Origin of the sequence: Streptomyces katrae (assembly GCF_000717655.1) — a bacterium.
Taxonomy (GTDB): Bacteria; Actinomycetota; Actinomycetes; order Streptomycetales; family Streptomycetaceae; genus Streptomyces; species Streptomyces katrae_B.
This window is the reverse complement of sequence record NZ_JNZY01000011.1, coordinates 144,700-164,456: the sequence shown is the minus strand read 5'-3', so window position 1 is coordinate 164,456 and position 19,757 is coordinate 144,700. Positions and strand designations below refer to the sequence as shown.

16 protein-coding genes are annotated in these 19,757 nt (G+C 73.4%); 10 read left to right on the top strand and 6 right to left on the bottom strand.

Annotated elements, in window-relative coordinates:
• Position 1 precedes the first annotated feature (1 nt).
• Together IF09_RS0116950 and IF09_RS0116945 are read left to right on the top strand one after the other, a co-directional pair.
• A complete protein-coding gene (locus tag IF09_RS0116950; RefSeq protein ID WP_030296524.1) occupies positions 2-1,312 on the top strand; it encodes an MFS transporter in 1,311 nt (436 codons plus the stop codon).
• A 48-nt stretch (positions 1,313-1,360) separates the two neighbouring features.
• Entirely contained in the window at positions 1,361-2,389 is a 1,029-nt protein-coding gene (locus IF09_RS0116945) for a TolB family protein (protein WP_030296523.1), read from the top strand.
• A gap of 83 nt (positions 2,390-2,472) precedes the next feature.
• On the opposite strand, the gene IF09_RS0116940 is transcribed toward IF09_RS0116945, so the two are convergent.
• Positions 2,473-3,159 carry a GNAT family N-acetyltransferase gene (locus IF09_RS0116940; protein ID WP_030296521.1) on the bottom strand — a complete coding sequence of 229 codons (687 nt, stop codon included), beginning with the start codon at positions 3,157-3,159 and terminating at the stop codon, positions 2,473-2,475.
• Positions 3,160-3,704: 545 nt separating this feature from the next.
• Here IF09_RS0116940 and IF09_RS0116935 point away from each other — a divergent pair.
• The 4 genes from IF09_RS0116935 (at position 3,705) to IF09_RS47045 (ending at position 8,078) form a co-directional block, all read left to right on the top strand.
• Positions 3,705-4,946 (top strand): MFS transporter, encoded by a 1,242-nt coding sequence (locus tag IF09_RS0116935; RefSeq protein ID WP_030296520.1) that lies wholly within the window; start codon positions 3,705-3,707, stop codon positions 4,944-4,946.
• 319 nt (positions 4,947-5,265) lie between these two features.
• Entirely contained in the window at positions 5,266-6,345 is a 1,080-nt protein-coding gene (locus IF09_RS0116930) for an SIS domain-containing protein (RefSeq protein ID WP_051832579.1), read from the top strand.
• 78 nt (positions 6,346-6,423) lie between these two features.
• Positions 6,424-7,098 carry a (2Fe-2S)-binding protein gene (locus IF09_RS0116925; RefSeq protein ID WP_030296516.1) on the top strand — a complete coding sequence of 225 codons (675 nt, stop codon included), beginning with the start codon at positions 6,424-6,426 and terminating at the stop codon, positions 7,096-7,098.
• A gap of 665 nt (positions 7,099-7,763) precedes the next feature.
• Entirely contained in the window at positions 7,764-8,078 is a 315-nt protein-coding gene (locus IF09_RS47045; protein WP_030296515.1) for an alpha/beta hydrolase family protein, read from the top strand.
• Here the strand turns inward: IF09_RS47045 and IF09_RS0116915 are convergent.
• Together IF09_RS0116915 and IF09_RS0116910 are read right to left on the bottom strand one after the other, a co-directional pair.
• Positions 8,068-9,834, bottom strand: a complete 1,767-nt coding sequence (locus IF09_RS0116915) for a S8 family peptidase (protein WP_030296514.1) — start codon at positions 9,832-9,834, stop codon at positions 8,068-8,070. The genes IF09_RS47045 and IF09_RS0116915 overlap by 11 nt on opposite strands.
• Before the next feature lie 269 nt (positions 9,835-10,103).
• Positions 10,104-11,462, bottom strand: a complete 1,359-nt coding sequence (locus IF09_RS0116910; protein ID WP_106975072.1) for a cation:dicarboxylate symporter family transporter — start codon at positions 11,460-11,462, stop codon at positions 10,104-10,106.
• 108 nt (positions 11,463-11,570) lie between these two features.
• On the opposite strand from IF09_RS0116910, the gene IF09_RS0116905 reads away from it, so the two are divergent.
• Together IF09_RS0116905 and IF09_RS0116900 are read left to right on the top strand one after the other, a co-directional pair.
• Complete coding sequence (locus IF09_RS0116905) at positions 11,571-13,175, top strand: sensor histidine kinase (RefSeq protein WP_030296512.1); 1,605 nt, start codon at positions 11,571-11,573, stop codon at positions 13,173-13,175.
• The gene (locus IF09_RS0116900; protein WP_051832560.1) at positions 13,172-13,900 is read left to right on the top strand and encodes a response regulator; all 729 of its coding nucleotides are present in this window, start codon (positions 13,172-13,174) and stop codon (positions 13,898-13,900) included. The genes IF09_RS0116905 and IF09_RS0116900 overlap by 4 nt, the downstream gene beginning before the upstream one ends.
• Here IF09_RS0116900 and melC2 read toward each other — a convergent pair.
• Entirely contained in the window at positions 13,852-14,703 is an 852-nt protein-coding gene (melC2, locus tag IF09_RS0116895) for a tyrosinase MelC2 (protein WP_030296506.1), read from the bottom strand. The genes IF09_RS0116900 and melC2 overlap by 49 nt on opposite strands.
• A complete protein-coding gene (gene melC1 / locus IF09_RS0116890; RefSeq protein WP_030296504.1) occupies positions 14,700-15,098 on the bottom strand; it encodes an apotyrosinase chaperone MelC1 in 399 nt (132 codons plus the stop codon). Before melC1 ends, melC2 begins: the two co-directional genes overlap by 4 nt.
• A 293-nt stretch (positions 15,099-15,391) precedes the next feature.
• Between melC1 and IF09_RS0116885 the strand changes: the two genes are divergently transcribed.
• Together IF09_RS0116885 and IF09_RS45665 are read left to right on the top strand one after the other, a co-directional pair.
• Positions 15,392-16,783, top strand: a complete 1,392-nt coding sequence (locus IF09_RS0116885) for a glutamate decarboxylase (protein WP_030296503.1) — start codon at positions 15,392-15,394, stop codon at positions 16,781-16,783.
• A gap of 224 nt (positions 16,784-17,007) precedes the next feature.
• Positions 17,008-17,154 carry a hypothetical protein gene (locus tag IF09_RS45665; RefSeq protein ID WP_158709994.1) on the top strand — a complete coding sequence of 49 codons (147 nt, stop codon included), beginning with the start codon at positions 17,008-17,010 and terminating at the stop codon, positions 17,152-17,154.
• Between the two features lie 29 nt (positions 17,155-17,183).
• On the opposite strand, the gene IF09_RS0116875 is transcribed toward IF09_RS45665, so the two are convergent.
• Entirely contained in the window at positions 17,184-19,661 is a 2,478-nt protein-coding gene (locus IF09_RS0116875) for a DEAD/DEAH box helicase (protein WP_030296501.1), read from the bottom strand.
• Positions 19,662-19,757: the final 96 nt, after the last annotated feature.

Genomic DNA, 19,757 nt, shown 5'->3' with positions numbered 1-19,757 from the left:
CATGTACGTTGCGGACAGTCGCGGTACGCCCGCGCCCGCCGTGACCCCCGAGCCGCAGGCCGCCGCCCCGGGCACCACCCGGGGGCGGCGGGCCGCGCTCGCCCCCACGGTGCTCGCCCTCGGCACGGTCAGCCTGATCACCGACGTCTCCTCCGAGATGGTCACGGCCGTGCTCCCCCTCTACCTCGTCGCAGGCCTCGGCCTCTCCCCGCTCGGCTTCGGGCTGCTCGACGGGCTCTACAACGGCATCAGCGCGCTGGTCCGGCTCACCGGAGGCCACCTCGGCGACCGCTTCGGCCGCCACAAGGCCCTCGCCGGCCTCGGTTACGGCCTGTCGGCCCTGTGCAAACCGCTGCTGCTGCTCGCCCACACCCTGCCCGCCATCGGCGCGGTGCTCGCCCTCGACCGCACCGGCAAGGGCCTGCGCACCGCCCCGCGCGACGCGCTGATCTCCCTGGCCGCCGCCCCCGAGGACCGCGGCCGGGCCTTCGGGGTCCACCGGGCGATGGACACCGCCGGCGCGCTGATCGGTCCGATCCTCGCCTTCCTGATCCTGCGCGGCGCCGCCGACGGCTACGACGCCGTCTTCACGGTCAGCGCCTGCGTCGCCGCCCTCGGCGTGCTCGTCCTCGTCCTCTTCGTCCCCGGCCGCCGCACCGGGCCCGCCCCCGGCGCGGAGCCCGTCTCACTGCGCGCCGCCCTCGGGCTGCTGGGCCGCCGGGACCTGCGCCGGATCACCCTGTGCGCGCTGCTGCTCGGGCTGTGCACCGTCAGCGACGCCTTCGCATTCCTGCTGCTCCAGCGCGCCACCGGGATCGCCGACCGCTGGTTCGCGCTGCTGCCGCTGGGCACCGCCGCCGCGTTCTTCCTGCTCGCGCTGCCGCTCGGCCGGCTCGCCGACCGGATCGGCCGTTGGCGCGTCTTCCTCGGCGGCCACCTCGCGCTGCTCTTCGCGTACGGACTCCTGCTGGCGGGCGGCGCGGGCCACGCCTACGGCATGGTCCTGCCGTACGCCGTGCTCCTGCTGCACGGCGGCTTCTACGCGGCCACCGACGGCGTCCTGATGGCCGCGGCCGCCGGAGCCGTGCCCGAGGAGCACCGCGGCGGCGGCCTCGCCCTCGTCCAGACCGGCCAGGCCCTCGCCCGGTTCGCCGCCTCGCTGGGATTCGGCGCCGCCTGGACCGTCTGGGGCCCGCGCCCGGCCCTCGCGGTCGCGGGCGTGCTGCTGGCGGCCGCGGCCGGCGCCTGCGCCTGGCTCCGGCCGGCGGACGCGACGGCCGCCGAGTCCGCCGCCGAGGCGCGGGCCGGCTGAGCCCCCTCAGCCGCCTCCGAAGTTCTCCCACATCCCCGAAAGGCCCCCATGACCCTCCAACGCCGGATCCTGATCCTCGTCTCCGCCGTCGTACTGCTCGCCGCGGTGGGGGTGCTCGCCGTCGTACGGGCCTCCTCGCGGGCCGAGGAGAAGAACCAGACCCGGGCGGGCGGCCCGCAGATCAGCCGGGGCGAGGTGTCCCTGGCCCCGGGCGGGGCCGAGCGGCGGATCGTGTTCCGGAACATGGCGTGGGGCCCGCACCGCGACGAGCTCGCCACCGTCCCCGTCGCCGCGCCCCAGGGCCCGCGTACCGCCTCCGGCGTGAGCTGCCTGCGTTTCCATGCGGCGGCGGGCACCGGGATCTGCCTCCGGGCCGACAAGGGCGGGGTCCAGGAGAGCTACCGGGCCGTCGTCCTCGATGCCCGCCTCGAGGAGGTCTCGGCACACCCGCTGGCCGGCATACCCACCCGCGCCCGGGTTTCGCCCGGCGGGCACCTCGTCGCCTGGACGGTCTTCGTCGGCGGGGACTCGTACGCCGGGACGGACTTCTCCACCCGCACCTCGCTGCTCGACCTGCGCACCGGCAAGCTCGAGGCCTCGCTGGAGGACTTCGCGGTCCGCAAGGACGGCAAGGCGTACCGCAACGCCGACGTCAACTTCTGGGGCGTGACCTTCGCCGCCGACGAGCGGACCTTCTACGCGACGCTCGCCACCGGCGGCCAGACCTACCTGGTCCGGGGTGACCTCGTCGAACGCACCGTGACCACCCTCCGCGAGAACCTGGAATGTCCGTCGCTGTCGCCCGACGGGACCCGGCTCGTGTTCAAGAAGCGGGTGCCCGGCCTGTCGCCCGACGCCCCCTGGCGGCTGTACGCCCTGGATCTGGCCTCGATGCAGGAGACCCCGCTCGCCGAGGAGCGCAGCGTGGACGACCAGGTGGTGTGGAGGGACGACAAGACGGTCGTCTACTCCCTGCCCGGCGACTTCGGCGCCGACCTGTACGCCGTACCGGCCGACGGCAGCGGCGCTCCCACCCCGCTGATGACCTCGGCCCTCGCCCCGGCCTTCCTCGGCTGACGCCGGGAGGAAGGAACGGGGCGGGGGCCGCTGCCGGAACCGCCGGGCCGATGTGCAGGACCGTTGCGCCGAATGCAGGACCGTTACGCCGGGACCAGCGTCTTGCGCCTCCGCTTGCGCTGAGCCCCCGCGGACAGCCTCAGCTCGATGATCGACCGCACGGCCGGCCACTCCTCGTCGAGGATCGAGTAGAAGGCGGTACTGCGCACGGCCCCGTCGAGCCCCCTGGAATGGGCCCGGCGGACCCCTTCGCAGGTGAACCCGAGCCGCTCCATCGCCGCGCGCGAGCGTCCGTTGCGGGCGTCGGCGCGCAGCGAGATGCGGCGGACGCCCCAGGTCTCGAAGGCATGGCGGAGCATGAGCAGCTTCGCCTCGGTGTTGATGCCCGTCCCCTGGGCGCCCGGGGACAGCCAGGTATTCCCGATCTCGGCGGCATCGGGGATCGCCGTCGCCGGATCACCGAACGGGACGCCCGGCACCGCGGGCCACACCAGCGGTCCCTGCCAGTAGTCGAGTTCCAGGAACCGGGTCGAACCGACGACCCGGCCGTCGGTGGCTCTGACCACCGCGAAGGGGAGCGATCGACCCGCCGCCTGATCTGCGAGGGCGCGGTCGATGTACTCGTGGGACGCCTGCACCCCATGGGGTACGGGGGTGAAGGCGTAAGTCGTACGATCCTCGGCCCCGGCCACGGCCAAGGCCTCGGTGTGGTGGGGGGCGAGGGGCTCGAGCCGCACGGTGCGGCCGGCGAGGAGTACGGGTACGGGCACGGAGCCTTCGGTCCTTCTGGGCGGTGGGGTGGTTGCACAGTGTGCGCTCCTGACGTCGCCCCCCGTGCAAAACACGAGTGAAAGGCAACGGGCTGTCAGGTGAACGCGAGTGGCTCAATGTAGCCCCTAAATCTCCTCTCATGAACCCCCAAAATGGCAACGTCGCGGCCATCTTTTTCGATGACTTCGGTCCCCGGTCCGGAGCACCGGTAATCCTGATCCGCGGACATCCGTTCCACCACCCGGCGAGAGCCCCCCGGACGGCGGCCCACAGGGCCCTCGACTGTCGCGCAAACAGCGTCTGACCTGCGAGGATGTAAGGGTCTCCGGACGCGCCCGCGGAAGGCCGCAACCGTACGCCCGGCGGATGATCTCGGGCCCTTCCCCGACCGCCCGGACATCGAACGGACGGCCGTCGGTGACGTGTCCCGGGGCGGGGGCCGGGGCGGTGCCGGGCGGGGCTTGGCGGCCCGCGTGAAGTGGCCCGGCAAGCAGAGTTGGAATTGGACCGATCCATTGGGCCATCCGGCTGGTCCAATGGGCAGGTGACGATACGGATCCTGCCCCCGCCGGGGGCGCCGCGCCGACTGGCCGCCGCCCAGCTGAGCAATTCCGTCGGAGACGGCGCCTACTACGTGTGTTCGGTCCTGTACTTCACCCGGGTGGTCGGTCTTTCGCCGGCCCAGATCGGCCTCGGGCTGACGCTCGCGTGGGCGATCGGCTCGGTCGCGGGCGTTCCGCTGGGCGCCCTCGCCGACCGCCGCGGCCCGCGCGGCACCTCCGTGCTGCTGGCGCTGGCCACCGCTGCCTCCGTGTCCTCGTTCCTGTTCATCCGCTCCTTCGCGGCCTTCCTGCTCGCCGTCGTCGTCTACGCCACCGCCCAGTGCGGACTGGCGGCCGCCCGGCAGGCACTGCTCGCGGGGCTCGTGAACCCGCAGGAGCGGACCGGGGTCCTGGCCCACCTCCAGTCCGTGCTGAACGCCGGCCTGGCGCTGGGCGCCGCGCTCGGCGGGCTCGCCCTGGGCGCCGGCACCGAGCGGGCCCACCTCGCGGTGTTCGTCCTCGACGCGCTGAGCTTCCTTCTCTGCGCCGGCGTACTGCTGCGGCTGCCCGCGGTGGCCCCGGTACCGCAGCGGGCGGCGGGGGAGCCGCGGCTGGCGGTGCTCCGCGACCGGCCGTACGCGCTGGTCACGCTGCTGAACGCGATCCTGCTGCTGCGGATGCCGCTGCTGAGCCTTGCGATCCCGCTGTGGATCGTGGAGCGCACCAGCGCCCCCGGCTGGCTGGTGTCGGCACTGTTCGTGGTCAACACCGTCGCCGTGATGCTGTTCCAGGTGCGGACGGCGCGGCCCGTGACCGACCTGGACAGCGCGCGCCGGGCGGTCCGGGTGTCCGGTCTGGTCATGGCCGCCTCCTGCGCGGTGTTCGCCCTCTCGGCGCTGCCCCGGGCCGGCTGGGCGGCCGCGGCGCTGCTCGTCGCGGGGGCGGTGCTCCAGGTGGACGCCGAGATGCGGCAGTCCGCCGGGTCCTGGCAGATCGGCTTCTCGCTGGCCCCGGCCGAGCGGATCGGCCAGTACCAGGGCTTCTTCGGGACCGGGGTACCGGTCGCGCGGACCCTGGGGCCGCTGGTGCTGACCTCCCTGCTCCTGCTCTGGGGGATCCCCGGCTGGCTCCTGCTCGGCGCGGTCCTGCTGGCGGCCTCGTACGCGATGGGCCCGGCGGTCCGCCGGGCCGGGGCGGTTCACCGGGGAACCGCGCCCGCGGCGGCCGTCGTCGGGGCGCAGTAGCCGCGGGGCACCGCGGCGACGGACGCAACCGCCCCGGTGGCGGAGCTCGGTGGCGGAGCCCCGGTGGCGGCCGTCGCTCGGGACGGTCGTCAACTTCCGGGGCGTCGGCAACCCTGGCTTCCTCGCAGCGGGCCGCGCCTGCGCTCCGGCGGCCCGCGTGCTCTTCCGCTGGGCGTTCGTGAGGTTCGACCCGGCGACCGCGGACCGGGAGCGCGCGCGGGGCGCGGCCGACGGCGCCCGATGCCGCCGCCTGCCCCCTACCGTCCCCAACACACCGTTCCCGCACAGCGCTTCACGGAAAGACGAGACACCCCCCACCATGTCCGGATCCCGCATCACGTTCCTCGAGGGCCAGGTCGGCCAGGGCGCCGCCCTCGCCCGGATCGCCGACCGCGTCCGCAGCCAGCTGGCGTCCCCGGAGCGCGCCGCGCTGCGCGCCGCCCGGCGCCCCCTGTTCACCGGCATGGGCGCCTCGTACGCCGCCCTCGCCGTCCCCGTACAGCAGTTGCGGAAGGCCGGGTTCGTCACCCAGCGCGTCCTGTCCAGCGAGATCGAGAGCGGCACCGCCGGCTTCGACACGGACTGCCTGATCGCCGTCTCCCAGGGCGGCCGCAGCAGCGAGACCGTCGCCGCCTGCCGGTCCGCCGCCCCCGGCGTCACGAGGGCAGCGCTGCTCAACGTCTTACCGTCGCGGCTCGGCGAGCTCGCCGGCGTGACCGTGGGCCTCGGCAACGAGCCCGACTCGTACGCCTCGACCATCGGCTACACCGGGACGGTCGTCGCCCTCGACCTGATCGCCGGGGCCATCGCGGGCCGCGCGCAGGATCCCTGGGGCGGCATCGCCGAGCAGACCGCCGCGGTCCACCGGCAGGCCGCCGAGGTGGTCGCGGGCCTGCGCGAGCGCGGCGCCCGCTGCATCGCCTCCGACACGGTGGCGGCCGGGGCCTCGTGCGCCTCGGCGGAGGAGGGTGCGCTGCTGCTGCGCGAGGTGGTCCGGATGACCGCGGCCGCCTCGGCGACCCGCAACTACCTGCACGGGGAGATGGAGTCGGCGGGCAACACCCTCCACCTGGTGTTCGGCGACGGCCGCGAGATCGAGCTGGCCCGCTCGCTGGCCGGCGCCGGGCACCTCACGCTGCTGCTGACGACGGCCCGGGTCGAGCCGGCGGACAGCCTGTCGGTGATCCGCCTTCCCGAGGTCCCGGACGCCGTGCGCGTGGTGCTGGAGACGGTGGTCCTGCAGGAGCTGGTGGCCCGGCTCAGCGCCGAACGGGGCGTGCCGATCGAGTCGTTCGTCTTCGCCAACGACGACACGAAGGAAGGCGGCCTCGACAGGTCCCGGTTGGCCGTGGCCGCCCGCGGCCCGGCGAGCGACGGCTCCCGGGCCGCGGGCCCCTGATGAGATCATGGGGCCGCACCGGTTCCCGCACGGGAGCCGGGAACGGATACGGATACGGATACGGATACGGAGCCTGAGGTGGAGGACGTACTGCGCCGGCTGGCCGCCGTCGGGCCCTTCTTCGCCGTGCCGTACGGGAAGGAGCCGCCCGGGGACGGCTTCCGGCCGCTCGGCGAGCTGTACGGGGCACGACTCGAGCCGTACGTCGCCGAGGTGGGGCGGCGGATCCGGAGCGGCCCCGGCCGGGTCGCGGCGTCGACCGCGCAGTTCGGGATCGCCTCGCGGCTGTGGTCGCTCGGGCTGGGCTGCGCCGCGCTGGGCGGGCGGATCCCCGACCTGGGGGTCGACCGGGTGTGGTGGCGGCTGCCCGCGGCGGCGTCGCTGGAACTGTGGCTGCCCGAGCCCGGTGCGGGGGCGCTGCCGGCCGACTTGCTCGGGGACAGCGTGCTCGGCAACCTCGGGGTCCTGGACGCGCGCCTGCGGGAGCGGTACGGGGTGTCACCGAAGGTGCTGCGCGGCAACGCCGCGTCGGGGCTGGTCGGGGCGCTGCGGGTGCTGATCGACCGGGTTCCGGGCGGCCCGGCGGTGTCCTTGGCCGCGGAGCTGCTGGCCGGGGGCGGGGCGCTCGGCGGGACCGGCACCTTCATTCACGAAGAGGGGCTCGGGGTGGCTTTCGTACGGCGCAGCTGCTGCCTCTACTACCAGGTGCCGGGCGGCGGACTCTGCGGGGACTGCGTGCTGCGGACCAGGTAGCCGGGCAGGGCCGTGGGGAGCAGCGGAGGGTGTGGGGGGCGCCGGTCCGCCGCGGCCGTCTCCTACGGCCCCTGCCATGGCGGCGCACGCTCGCACGCCCCAGCCGCAGCCCCGGTGGCAGACCCCTGGGGACGGCCCCGGCGCGGCGCCCTGGCCGGACTCGCCGCAGGCGCCGGAGTCCTCGCCATCGGCGAAGCCGCCGGCTGTGCGGCCGCCGTGCCGTTCGACGACCCCGGGTACGGCTTCGCCGGGCTCCTCGTGCTCGGCGCGGCCGGCATGCGTGCCTCCGAGGAGGGCGAGGTGCTCACCGCCGTCAACGCCGCCGGGCTGGCCGCGCAGACCTTCACCGCCACGTTCCGCGCCTGGGGCGACCGGCTCGCCGCAGCCCCGGCGGCCGGCCGGCACGGCGGCGAAAACCCCTCGCAGACCCGCCGTTTCCCCTCGTCGCGGGCCGCGCAGTACTGCGCCCAGGCCCTGTTCCACGTCCCCGGGACCCGCAGCCCCGGCGAGGAGAAGGCGGTCTGCCCGGCGGGCCGCAAAGCCTGGGACACCTTCACCCCGCTCTGCTCCCCGGCCGGGGCCGGAACGCGCTCGTCTACGACGGCCCGGTCCAGGGCCGGCTCCTGTTCGTCGAGGAGATCCCGTTCACCACCCGCAGGGAGCAGATGGTGGCCCCGCTCGTCTACTGGCTCGACGCCCGGGGGGACGTGGACAGCGACCGGATCGCGATCACCGGCCTCAGTCGGGGCGGCAACCTGGTCGCCCGCGCCGCGGCCTTCGAGCACCGGCTCGAGGCCGTGGCCCGCCTGCCGGCGCGGTCAGCCCGACCACCGCACGCGCACGCGAAAATGACGGGGGCCACCGGGGCGCAGTTGCACTGCTCCCCGATGGCCCCGCAGCAGCACTGCGACGTCGCCTTCGACTGGCTCGCCGACGTCCTGCAGCGTTGGTGCTTCAGCCCGACGGCCGTCAGAACGTGAGGTTCCAGGCGTCGATCTTGCCGGTGTCGGCGTTGGCGTTGTCGTTCACCCGGAGCTTCCAGACACCGTTCGCGACCTCGGAGGACGCATTGACGGTGAAGCTCTGGACGATGTTGTCGGTGCCGCCGCCGGCCCGGTTGCTCAGGGTGTAGACGGTGCCGTCGGGAGCCACGAGGTCGACCTTGAGGTCACCGATGTAGGTGTGCTTGATGTCCACCCCCACCTTGAGGGTGGCCGGCGCATTGCCGGTCACCCCGCTGACGGTGATGGGGCTCTCCACGGTGGCGTTGTCGTTGATCGCGAAGTCGCCGAGGTTCTCGAAGTACTTCCCGGGCGGCGGGGTGGACCCGACCGCCTTCAGCGCGTCGACCTGGCCCTCGCCGAAGAACGAGTTGTTGGCCGCGGTGCCGGTGCAGCGGTTGTCCGACGGGCAGGCGATGTCGTTGGCCTGCGTGGCCAGCTTGTCGCGCAGCTGCGCCGGGGTGATGCCGGGGTTGGTGCTGGCGAGCAGCGCCGCGACGCCCACCACGTGCGGGGTGGCCATCGACGTGCCGCTCTTGCTGCCGTACTTGCCGCCCGGGACGGTGGAGTAGACGTCGCTGCCCGGGGCCGCCACGTCGATGACGCCCGAGCCGAAGTTCGAGAACGAGGCCTTCGTGGTGCCCGTGCCGTTCGCCGCGACCGTGACCACGCCCGGGAGCTCGGTCGGGATGTCGAGGCAGGCGTTGGTGATGGTGCGGGTGACCGGCGTCGAGTCGTTCGGGCTCGCGGAGTCGGTCGTCTTGTGGGCGAGGTCGTAGTTCTCGTTGCCCGCCGCGGCGACCTGCAGGGAGCCCTTGCCCTCGGCGTACTCCTGGGCGCGCTTGACGCCCTCGATGATGGCGGCCTGGTCGATGTTGTCCGGGCAGTTGAACTGCCACGGGTCCGTGTAGTAGCTGTTGTTGGTGACCTTGAAGCCGTGGTCACCGGCCCACACGAAGCCGCAGATGGTGTTCTCGGCGAAGAAGAACGAGTTGCCCGGCTCGGCGACGCGGACCGCGGAGATCTTCACGCCCGGGGCCACGCCGACGACGCCCTTGCCGTTCTTGGCCGCCGCGATGGTGCCCGCGACGTGGGTGCCGTGGCTGTCCACGTCCCGCCAGGCGCCCGTACGGGTGTCGGGCTTGCCGTAGGCGCAGGAGACGGAGTCCGCCGCGTTGAAGTTCGGCGCCAGGTCCTGGTGCTGGTCGTCCACGCCGGTGTCCAGGATGCCGACCTTGACGGACGCGGAGCCGGTGGTGACGGCCCAGGCCTGGTCGGCCTTGATCTGGCTCATGTCGGCGCGGACGGGCTCGCCGACCGGGGTCGTCGACTGGGCCGGGTTGGCGGGCAGCGCCGGATTGTAGGCGTCGGCCGGAACGTCCGAGGTACGGGTGGCCCCGACCTGCTGGACCCCGCTGACCCCGCGCATCGCCGTGGCGAAGCCGGCGGAGGAGGAGTGGGCGACGATCACGCCGATGGCGTCGAAGTTCGAGAAGACGGTGCCGCCGTTGGCGGCGACGGCGGCACGGACCGCCGAGCTGTCACCGGGGGCGGTGATCACCAGGTAGGCGCGCGTGCCGGCAACCCAGGTCGCACTCTGGGAGGTCGGCGCCGCGGCCGCAGCCTTGGCGGGGGCGGACGGGGCGGTCTTGCCGGGCGGGGAGACCGGGGCGGTGCCGGCGAGCGCGGCGGGTGCCCCGAAGGCGAGTGCCGCGCCGAGCGTGGCGGCGAGCACGAGAGTGCGTCGAGGTCGGCTGGATATGTGGGGTATCAATGCGTCCTCCGAAGACGGCCCGGTGGTGCTCATGGCACCTACCGGGCCGTACGAAACGAGTGGTGGACGCAAGATGTCAGACGTGTGCCCCGATATGGAAGTACCTTTTACCGCACGACACTTCGCAGCCCCATGGCCGAAAATCGACTATGGGGCTGCGTGAGGGCCGACCGGGCTGGGCACCATGGGGGCGAGCCCTGCCCGGCCGGCCCCTGACGGGGCGCTGCCGGTTACGCCGGCACGCCCTCCTTCGCGTCGGCCGGCGACGGTCCGGGCACGGTGGGGAGCTCCGTGCCGTGGCCGTCGTCGACCAGGGTGGTCTCGTCGAACTCCAGTCGTCCCGCGAGGACTTCGGTGGCCCGCTCGCGGTCGAACTCCTTGGTCCAGGTGCCGATGAGCGCCGTCGCCACGGCGTTGCCCGCGAAGTTCGTCAGCGCCCGGGCCTCGCTCATGAAGCGGTCGATGCCCACGATCAGCCCGACGCCGTCGACGAGTTCCGGCCGGTGCGACTGGAGCCCGCCCGCCAGCGTCGCCAGCCCCGCGCCCGTCACGCCTGCCGCGCCCTTCGAGGCCACGATCATGAACAGCAGCAGCGAGATCTGCTCGCCGATGGCCAGCGGCTTGCCCATCGCCTCCGCGATGAACAGCGAGGACATCGTGAGGTAGATCGCGGTCCCGTCCAGGTTGAACGAGTAGCCCGTCGGCACCGTGATGCCGACCACCGGCTTGGAGACGCCGAGGTGCTCCATCTTCGCGATCAGCCGGGGCAGCGCCGACTCCGAGGAGGAGGTGGAAAGGATCAGCAGGAACTCGCGGCCCAGGTAGCGCAGCAGTGAGAAGACGTTGAGCCCGGTGCACACCCGCAGCAGAGTGCCGAGGACCACGAACACGAACAGCAGACAGGTGGTGTAGAAGCCGATCATGATGACGGCGAGCGACTTCAGTGCGTCGATGCCGGTCGCGCCGACCACCGCCGCGATGGCGCCGAACGCGCCCACCGGCGCCGCCCACATGATCATCGACAGCACCCGGAAGACCAGTTTCTGCACATGGCCGATACCGCGCAGCAGCGGCTCGCCCGCCGGACCCATGGCCTGGAGCGCGAACCCGCACAGCAGCGCCACGAGCAGCGTCTGGAGCACCTGGCCGCCGGTGAACGCGGAGACGAGGGTGGTCGGGATGATCCCCAGCAGGAACTCGGGAGTGGTCTGCGCCCCGCCCGCCTTGGCCTGTGCCTCTCCCGCGTGCTTGACGGCCTCGGTCAGGTGCAGTCCGCTGCCGGGCTCGAGCAGGTTCCCGACGAGGAGTCCGATGGCCAGCGCCACCGTGGACATGATCATGAAGTAGCCGAGGGCGAGTCCGCCCACGGCGCCGACTTTCGCGGCCTTGCGCACCGACCCGATGCCCAGCACGATCGTGCAGAAGATCACCGGCGAGATCATCATCTTGATGAGGTTGACGAAGCCGGTGCCCAGCGGCTTGAGCTCCACGGCCGTGTCCGGTGCGGCGAAGCCGACCGCGATGCCGAGGAGTACCGCGGCGATCACCGCGATGTACAGATAGTGGGTCTTGTCGCGTCTGCCGGCCACGGCTCGCCTCCTGGTGGTGAATACGTCCCGGGAGGACCATCGCGCGAGGCTGTGACCCCGGTCACCCTTGCGTTCATTGAGTTCACGGGCCGGTGCACACTGAACGCCATGTTCCGGTTCCCTCGACCCCCGCGCAGCCTCGCCGGCCAGCTCTTCGCCATGCAGGTGCTGCTGGTCGCCGTGGTCGTCGCCGGCTGCGCGGTCTTCGCGTATGCCACCGCCCGCGGACAGGCCGAGGAGTCCGCCCGGCGCCAGGCGGGGGCCGTGGCCCGCGCGGTCGCCGACTCCCCGTCCGTCCGCGAGGCCGTACGCGGCGCGGCGCGCGGCGCCGACCCCTCGCCCGCGCTCCAGCCCTACGCCGAGCGGGTCCGCGTCGACTCCGGGGTGGACTTCGTGACGATCATGGCCCCGGACGGGCGGCGCTGGACCCACCCCGACCCCCGCCGCATCGGCGAGCCGTTCATGGGGAACACCGGCCCCGCCCTGCGCGGCCAGACCTTCAGCGAGACCTACACCGGCACCCTCGGGCCGACCATCCGCGTCGTCACCCCGCTCGTGGACGACGGCAAGGTCGTCGGCATGGTCAGCTCCGGCATCACCGTCCGAGCGATCAGCGCCCGGCTCGCGGAGCAGCTCTCCGCCCTCGCCTGGGTCGCGGCCGGCGCGCTCGCCCTCGGCGGAGTGGGCACGTACATCGTCAACGCCCGGCTGCGCCGGCACACGCACGGGATGAACGCGGCCGAGCTCAGCCGGATGTACGACTACCACCAGGCGGCCCTGCACGGCGTCCGCGAGGGCCTGCTGATGCTCGACGGTCAGCGCCGGATCACCCTGATCAACGATGCCGGCCGCGAACTGCTCGGCCTGCAGGGGGACGCCAGGGGAACCGGCGTCGCAGACCTCGGACTGCCCGCACCGCTCACCGGCGCCCTGCTCGCCGACCGGCCCCGGGTGGACGAGGTGCACCTGACCGCGGACCGGGTACTCGTCCTCAACAGCTCGCCCGTCGCGGGCGGCGGCCGCCGCGGCACCGTGGTCACCCTGCGTGACCACACCGAACTCCAGTCGCTCACCGGTGAGTTGGATCAGGAGCGCGGATTCACCGAGGCGCTGCGGTCCCAGGCCCACGAGGCTGCCAACCGGCTGCACACCGTGGTCTCCCTCATCGAACTCGGCCGCGCGGACGAGGCGGTGGAATTCGCCACCGCCGAACTGGAGCTGGCCCAGGCCCTCACCGACGAGGTGGTCACCGGCGTCGGAGAACCCGTCCTGGTGGCGCTGCTGCTGGGCAAGGCCGCCCAGGCGCACGAGCGGGGCGTCGAGCTGGTCCTCACCCCCGACAGCCGCGCCGTCGACGGCCGGACCGGAAGCGTCCCGGCCCGGGACCTCGTCACCGTGCTCGGCAACCTCCTCGACAACGCCGTCGACGCCCTCACCGGCGTCCCCGCCGCCAGGATCGCGGTCACCGTCCGGCCCGAGGAGGACGCACTGCTGCTCCGCGTCACCGACAACGGCCCCGGCCTGCCCACGGGCGCCGCCGCCGATGTGTTCCTGCGCGGCTGGTCGGGCAAGGGAGAGGGGCGCGGCCTCGGCCTCGCCCTGGTCCGCCAGGTGGCCCACCGGCACGGAGGCAGCGCGGTCGCCGCCGAAGTGCCCGACGGTGGAGCCGAGTTCACCGTACGACTGCCCGTCCGAAGGGAGCCCACGCCATGAGCGGCGCACACGAGGCGCCCGCGGTATCCGGGGTGCGGGTGCTGGTGGTCGAGGACGACCCCGTCGCCGCCGACGCGCACGCCCTGTACGTCGGCCGGGTGCCCGGCTTCACCGCCGTCGGCGCCGTCCACTCGCTCGCCGAGGCCACCCGGGTCTTGGAGCGGACCCGGGTGGACCTGCTGCTGCTCGACCTCACCCTGCCCGACGGGCACGGGCTGCGCTTCGCCCGCCGGCTGCGGGCGTCCGGGCATCCCGTGGACGTGATCGTGGTGACCTCGGCGCGGGACCTGGCCGTGGTCCGCGAAAGCGTCTCGCTCGGCGTGGTCCAGTACGTACTGAAGCCGTTCGCCTTCCTGACGCTGCGCGAACGGCTGCTGCGCTACGCCGAGTTCCGCGCGACGGCGGGGGAGGCGGCCGGCCAGGACGACGTGGACCGGGCGCTCGCCGCCCTGCGCGCCCCGGGCCCCGCCGAGCTCCCGAAAGGGCTCAGCGCGCCGACCCTGGACCGGGTCGGCGCGCTGCTGCGGGCGGCGCCCGAGGGGCTGACCGCAGCGGGGGCGGCCGAAGCCGCGGGGATCTCCCGGATCACCGCCCGCCGCTACCTGGAGCACCTGGTGGACACCGGGCGGGCGGACCGCACCCCCCGGTACGGCCAGGTCGGCCGCCCCGAACTGCACTACCGCTGGCTGGCGGCGGCCGGGACCAGCTCGGTGTCGAAGGTGTAGAACTTCCGGTGGTCCAGCATGTCCGCCGGGGTCACGTCGTTCCACGGCCGCATGGTGTCGTGCAGGTCGACGACGTTCGCGGTGCCCCCCGCCGGCAGGTACGTGGACTTCGGGTTGCGGGCCTGCCATTCGGCCCACAGCTTGTCGACGAAGGCGTGGTGCATCCAGAACACCGGGTCGTTGGGGGAGACCCCGGTGGCCATCTGGCCGCCGACCCACACGTGCACCCGGTTGTGCAGGTTGGCGCCGCGCCAGCCCTCCAGGTGGTTGCGGAAGCCGTTCGAGGAGCTGTTCCAGGGGGCCATGTCGTACACCGGCATGTTGAGCACGGCGTCCACCTCGGCCTTCGTCGGCAGCTCGGCCACCCCGGCGCCGAGCGCCCGGCGCAGGTACGCGCGCCCGTCCACCCGTACGTTTATCGGCCACTTGCCGTTGGCGGACGCGAACGGCCCGTCGAGGACCTGTCCGTCGCGGGCCCGGCCGGTGCCGCCGAGGAAGTTGGCGGCCCAGAGGGAGGAGCGGGTGGTGCGGTCCGCGCTCCAGTCCCAGTACGGGAGCGAAACCTTCGGGTCCACTTTCTGCAGCTCGGCCTCGAACTCCAGCAGGAAGCGGCGGTGCCAGGGCAGGAACGAGGGCGAGCGGTGGCCGGCCCGGTCGCCCGAGTCGGTGTCGGCCATGATGAACCCGTTGTGGGTGGTGACGAACCGGTCGTAGGTACCGGTGCGCTTGAGCTCCAGCAGCGCATTGGTGAAGGCGCGCTTCTCCTCGGCGGTGAGGGCGGCCTGGTTCTTGCGGACGGTCATGCCGTGCCTCCCATGGGCGAGAACGGGGCGAGGGTGGCGCCCTGCAGCTCGCGCACGGCGGCGCGGGCGAGCGAGGCCGGGTCGGCGAAGGTCTCGTAGTGGTTGACCACGCTGATCCAGGTGCCGTCGGCGTTGCGCATGACGTGCAGTTCGCGGCCGTCTATCCGGACGGTCGGCAGTCCGTCGTGGCCGCCCCCGTGGTGGCCGCCGTGGTGGCCGCCCCCGCCCGGGGTGATCTGTATGCGGCGGCCCTGGTACACCTCGTCGACCGCGCCGGTGGGTAGGGAGGCGCGGGAGTCGGTGGCGGCTGCGTGCGCGGTGGCGCCGGCGAGGCCGAGGACGGTGAGAGCGCCGGCGGTGGTGCCCAAGGCTTGCCGGCGGGTGATCTTGTTCATGGGCCGAAGAAGTACCAGGAAGGCAAAGGCCGTTGACCGAGATCCGGACATGCATGGATAAGTTGCCCATAGAACCAGTTGGCCGATCTTCCCGTCCGGGCCGGTTGGAGCGGCCCGGACGGGAAGATCTTCGAACAGAAGGCTACTCGACAGTAAGTTGTCCTGTCGCACGCGTCCCCTATGGAGGGCGTCACACGGTGGAGTCGGCCGGAAGCTCTCGGTGTCGGCGCCCGAATCCTCCCCCAAGGGGATTGAAGCCGCCTTTGTAATGATCAGTCACTTATAGTCCGGATATGGCTCTTCATGAGACGAAAGACGTGCCCGCCGGTGACACCGACACGGACGTGTTCACGTCCGCGCTGAGCGGCCAGATCCTCCCCAAGCACCGGATGCCCGACGCGCACTCACCCACCGAGGTGGTCTACGAGCTGCTCAGCAACGAGCTCCTCCTCGACGGCAACGCGGCCCAGAACCTGGCCACCTTCTGCACCACCTGGTCCGACGACGGCGTGCACCGCCTGATGAACCAGTGCCTCGACAAGAACATGATCGACAAGGACGAGTACCCCCAGACCGCCGAGATCGAGGCCCGCTGCGTCAACATCCTGGCCGACCTGTGGAACGCACCGGCCGGCGGCGCGGCCACCGGCTGCTCCACGACCGGTTCCAGCGAGGCCGCCATGCTCGGCGGCCTCGCCCTCAAATTCCGCTGGCGCGCCCGCCGCCAGGCCCAGGGCCTTCCCGCCGACCGGCCCAACCTGGTGTGCGGGCCGGTCCAGATCTGCTGGGAGAAGTTCGCCCGCTACTTCGACGTGGAACTGCGCCCGGTCCCGCTCGAGCCCGACGCCACCGGCCTGCGACCCCACCAGCTCGCCGAGTACGTCGACGAGAACACCATCGGCGTCGTCGCCATCCTCGGCGTCACCTACACCTGCGACTACGAGCCCGTCGCCGAGATCGCCGCCGAACTCGACCGGATCCAGGCCGAGCACGGCTGGGACATCCCGGTCCACGTGGACGGGGCCAGCGGCGGCTTCGTCGCACCCTTCCTCCACCCCGACGTGGTGTGGGACTTCCGGCTGCCGCGCGTCGCCTCCGTCAACGCCTCCGGGCACAAGTACGGGCTCGCGCCCCTCGGCGTCGGCTGGATCGTGTGGCGCACCGCCGACCTGCTGCCCAAGGAGCTCGTCTTCGACGTGGACTACCTCGGCGGCGACATGCCGACCTTCGCCCTGAACTTCTCCCGCCCCGGCGGCGAGGTCATCGCCCAGTACTACCTGTTCCTCCGGCTCGGCCGCTCCGGCTACCGGCGCGTCCACGAGGCCTGCGTCGCCACCGCCCAGTACCTGGCCGGCGAGATCGCCGCCACGGGCCCGTTCACCCTGCTCTACGACGGCCTCGGCGGCCTCCCCGCCGTCTCCTACCGGCTCACCGACGAGGCCGCCGCCGGGTTCACCCTGTACGACCTCTCCGACCGGCTGCGGATGCGCGGCTGGCAGGTGCCCTCGTACCCGCTGCCGGCCGCCCGCGACGACACCGTCATCCAGCGCGTGCTGATCCGCCACGGAGTGACCCGCGACCAGATCGCCCTCCTCGTCTCGGACCTGCGCCATGCGGTGGACCACCTCACCGCCACACCCCCGCCGGCCCCGGCGACCGAGCCCCGCTCGGGCTTCCACCACTAGGGGGCGCCGTCGAAGCAGTGTCCGGACGCGCTCGTCGCCGGGCGGTGGCGCCGGTGGCGTACCCGCCCCGTGGAGAGCTCTTCGCCGGGTCGTGGTCGTGGCATCATCGACACACGTCGCGCCGATTCCACGGGGGAACTCCATGACGGAGCAGGGCGCACGCCGACTTCGGCGCGGCCCTCGATGTCTACCGGTCGGGCGACTACGAGTGGAACGAGGCGGCCGTGGTCCACGACGTCGTCCGTGCCCTGCGGTCCGAGGGGCGGGCGGACGAGGCGGAGAGCCTGGAATCGGCCACCGCCGCTGCCAACCCGGCCTTCGTCCTGATGCACGGGCGCAACGGGGCCGAGGCCGTTGCGGACGAGCACTGATGACGCGTCCCGGCTGCTGATCCAGCCGCTCAGGCGGATGCCGACCAGCGCATGTCGAGCGCGTCGAGGGCCGCGACCCGGTCCGGGGTCAGGGCCGATGCACGGGAGCGCTGGTTGGCGATCCAGGCTCCCAGCCGCAGCTCCTGGCCGCCGACCCGTTCCACGTGCTTGCGGGGGACCCGGAGGTGCTGCTCGCGGGTGTGGAACTGGCGGGCCGCCGCCAGGTGTTCCGCCCACTTCTCGGCCTGCGTGCGCCGCGGCCGCGGGCGCTCGGACGCGCTCGCCCCGGTCACGCCCAGCGTGTGCTCCAGCAGCCAGCGCTGCGCCCAGGTCAGCTGCTCCCAGGCCAGCCGCTGGGTGCGGACCCACCGGCCCAGGTCCTCGCCCTGTACGACCACCTCGCCCGGGGTGAGCGGCAGCCCGCCGCCCGCGTCGAGGTGGACGCGGGTCAGATGGAAGGCGCGCTGCCAGGAGATCTCCCAGGCCGGGCACCAGGACGCGTCGATGGCCTCCAGCGCCTCCCGGCGCTCTTCGGGCAGGGCACCGGGGCCCTCGCGACGGGCGGCGGCCCGCTGGTTCTTGACCCACACCCCGACCGGCGCGCCGCGCCAGGTGGCCTCCACGGGCGGCAGCAGGTGGCCGTGTTCCGCCGCCCAGCCGCGGGCCGCCGCGAGGCCCTCCTCGAAGGCCACGTCGAAGTGGCTCCACACCATGCCGAGTTCGTCGAGCTGCGCGACCCGCTCCCGGCCGAGGGCGCCCCGGCGGTGGGTGCGCCGCACGTCCGCGATCCACTGGCCCAGAGGGAACCGGGCCAGCCCGGACGGCCAGGCCTCGGCGGCCGGCTGCTCCGCGGCCGGCCGGGCCGCCTTCGGCACCCTGAAGGCGAACGGCACCCGCAGGTCCCCGGCCCTGGCCGCGTAGATCCGGGCGGCCTCCACCCCGCGCCGCCAGTGCTCGCGCTCCGGGTGCAGCACGCGCAGCCGGATGAACGCCGCCAGCAGCGCCGGATCCCGCGGTGTGGAGAAGCTCAGCAGGGCCTGCGCCCCCGTCCGCATGCCCGCGCCCGTCACCGCCTCGGTTCCGGATTCCCCCCGAGGCCGGCTCGGCGCCTGCGGCTGGGCCAGCGCTTCGACGAGCCGGGTGTCGTGCGCCCGCAGCGCCTCCAGCAGCCGAGCGAGGTCCCCGTACGAGCGCGAGGTCAGCATCGACTCGGGCGTCTCGCCCGGCCCCAGCAGCACCGGGACCACCAGCGAGGCGACCTTGCCCTCGCCGGGGTGGATCCGCAGCGCCCGCCCGACGGCCTGGACCAGATCGGGCATGGAACCCCGTACGTCGGCCCAGAAGACGGAGTCGCACTCCTTGGTGTCCACGCCCTCGCCCAGCACCCGGACACTGCCGAGGAAGGCCTTGTCGGCGACCCCGTCCGCCGCGAACAGCTCCAGCACCCGCCGTCGGTGCACCGCCGTGTGCTGCCCGCACAGCCAGTCCGCCCAGACCGTACGGGGATACGCCGGCCCCGGCGTGTCACGCGGCGCGGCCCGCAGCCGCTCCACCACCGCCGGCAGCCCGGCCGCGAAGGCCTCGGCCTCCCTGGTCAGGTGGTGGAAGACGAGGGTCCGCCGGAAACCCTGGTCGGCGGCGGCCTTGATCAGCGCCGCCTGCAGAGCCGCCAGCCGCGCCCCGCGCACGGCGTCCGAGCGCCCGTCGGCGCCCAGCAGCACCGCCGCCTGGAAGCCCGGGTCGCTGACGTCCACGCACACGACCCGGTACGGGGCGCAAATGCCGCGGTCGATGGCCTCCGCGAGGGAGAGGGTGTGGCAGCGCGCGCCGAACGGCCCGTCCGCATCGTCCTCCATGGACGCGACGAGATCGCCCCGCCCGCGGCCGGCCTCCTCGGACGCTTCGGACTCCTCGCCCTCCTCCGGCTCCGCGCCGTCCTGCCAGACCCGCGGCGTGGCCGTCATGTACAGCCGCCGGACGGAGGGGATCCGGGTGTTGTCGTGCACCACGGCCCACGGTTTGCCGATCCGCCCGGACGTACGGTGCGCCTCGTCGACCACGACCAGGTCCCAGCCCGGCAGCCCGGCGAGGTGGGCGCGCTCGATCGTGCCGAGGCCCAGCGAGGCGTACGTGGCGAACACCGTCAGCCGGTCCGCCGACCGGACGGCCCAGCGGGCCAGTTCGGCCGGATCGGTGGTGGCCGGTACGCCCGCGTCCTCGGCGCGCAGCGAGCACACGGCGAGGGCGCGCGCGGTCCGGCCGCCCTCACGCCACGCCGTCACCGTCTGTACGAGCAGGTCCAGCGAGGGCACGAGGACCAGCACCCGCCCGGCGCGCAGCTCCTCGGCGGAGCGCACGGCGACCAGGGACTTCCCGGAGCCGGTCGCCATGATCACCTGGGTCCGGAGCCCGCCCTCGGGCACCCGGCCCCCGGCCGGCAGCTCGAGCGCCCGCAGTACGGCGTCGACGGCCTCGCGCTGGTGCGGCCGGAGCTCCTTCTTCGCCATGCGACGTGCTCCGTCCGTCCGCTCTGATCAGCCTGTTCGGCTCCAGTCTCCATCCTGCATCAAATGTGAAGCACTCGGGCCTGCTCGGACGGAGTG